Annotated in this window: 1 protein-coding gene; it reads right to left on the bottom strand. The window is 59.7% G+C overall.

Annotated elements, in window-relative coordinates:
• Nucleotides 1–257: 257 nt before the first annotated feature.
• Nucleotides 258–1286, bottom strand: coding sequence for an IS110 family RNA-guided transposase (locus ACFSGJ_RS17145; RefSeq protein WP_374436744.1), 1029 nt, complete (start codon nt 1284–1286; stop codon nt 258–260).
• Between the last annotated feature and the right edge of the window lie 101 nt (nt 1287–1387).

Here is a 1387-nt window from a genome sequence, read left to right on the forward strand (position 1 = left end):
CATATGTGGACACCCCCTTCGTCAAGTCTTTCCTCAAAGCGCGTCGAATCCGGTTGGGTGCTTGCATATGTCCGGCCTCGTAGTGCGGCCGGTTGGCCGCGGGCCCTGATGATATCCGCGGATCATGGTCCCTATCAAATCATCGCGCTTTTGGGCGCTGTCTCGCGAACGGGTTTTCCTGATCCCCGGCAAAACCGGTAGTCATCACGCTTCTTGGGCAGACCCTCCGAACTGTTGCGACGCCAGTGCGTCGTATTCTATGCGGCTGCTTCTCCGTAGACGGTTTTCCGTGCCATCACGGCCCAGCAGATCCGTGCCATCTTGTTGGCCAGGGCCACCGTTGTAAGGCGTGCCGATTTCACCTGCAGGAGCTTTCTGACCCAGCTCATCAATGGCCCTTCGGCTGTGCGCCTCGAGAAGCCGACGACGGCTGTCGCCCCGATGACCAGCAAGGTTCTCAGATACCGATTTCCGGCTTTCGTGATCCGCCCAAGTCGCTCTTTGCCCCCAGAGGAGTTGGATCGAGGCGTCAGGCCGAGCCATGCGGCAAGATCTCGTCCCGATCTGAAGGCAGCAGGGTCCACTACACTGGCCGCCATTGCGGATGCGGTGATCACGCCGACGCCGGGGATCGTCGCCAGCCGTTGGCTGGCTTCGCTCGTGCGGTGCCATTCCAGGATTTTCCTCTCGAGCTCTTTTATCTCGGCATTCAAGGAGCCGATCTGTCGGGCAGAGGACAACACGATGTCACGCACGAGCGGCGGCAAGTCGATCTCGTCTGCGCCGTGTGCAAGCACCCGCTCGACGAGATCGGCATGCCGTCTGATCCCCTTTGGCGCTACGACGCCCATCTCGGTAAGATGGCCTCGCAGGGCGTTCACAAGCATTGTTCTTTGGCGGACCAATAGGGCGCGGGTCTTGTGGACCATGAGAATGGCCTGCTGCGATTCAGATTTGATCGGGACAAACCGCATGGTCGGCCTGGTCACCGCCTCGCAGATGGCTTCGGCGTCGACCATGTCGTTCTTCTGGCGCTTGACGTAGGGCTTCACGTAGGACGCGACCATCAATCGGACTTCGTGGCCTAGGGCAGAAAGTTCCCGCGCCCAATGGTGCGCGGAGGGGCACGCCTCCATGCCAACCAAGCACGGATCCAACCTCCCAAAGAACTCGAGCATCTGAGAGCGCCGCACCTTTCTGGTGATGACAACTTTTCCGTCAGCATCGACAGCGTGGACCTGGAAAACGCTCTTCGCGAGATCGAGGCCAATGATCATTCCGGACATATCCAACCACTCCTTCTTCCCGGGGAACCGTTGAAACCAGATTCGACGGTTGGGGTGGGGGTGTCCACATCATCAAATCAGCCGGGCTTTGCCATCAAGGC

Origin of the sequence: Halodurantibacterium flavum (assembly GCF_042681825.1) — a bacterium.
Taxonomy (GTDB): domain Bacteria; phylum Pseudomonadota; class Alphaproteobacteria; order Rhodobacterales; family Rhodobacteraceae; genus Halodurantibacterium; species Halodurantibacterium flavum.